The 251-nt window shown below is 69.7% G+C and carries 1 protein-coding gene; it reads right to left on the reverse strand.

All coding sequences use genetic code 11. The features are described from left to right. Nucleotides 1–251 (reverse strand): TolC family protein (locus ACPYOM_RS23155; RefSeq protein ID WP_481347767.1); only part of this gene is annotated, 251 nt, incomplete at both ends.

Here is a 251-nt window from a genome sequence, read left to right on the forward strand (position 1 = left end):
GGGCCACCTGGTTGGACAACCGGTTCAACTGCGTGGTCACCAGCGACTGCCGCGCGGTGTACGCGGTCCGCCGAGCGTCCAACAGGGTCAGGAAGCTGTCTAGCCCAGCGTCATAGCGCGCCTGCGACAGCGTCCGTGCCTGTTCGGCCGCCGCCACCAGCGCCTGCTGTGACGCCAGCTGCGCGTCCAGGCTGTCGTTGAGCGCCAGTGCGTCGGCGGCCTCGCGGAACCCGGACTGGATCGCCTTCTCG

Source organism: Monashia sp. HAY1-2A, from assembly GCF_056755315.1.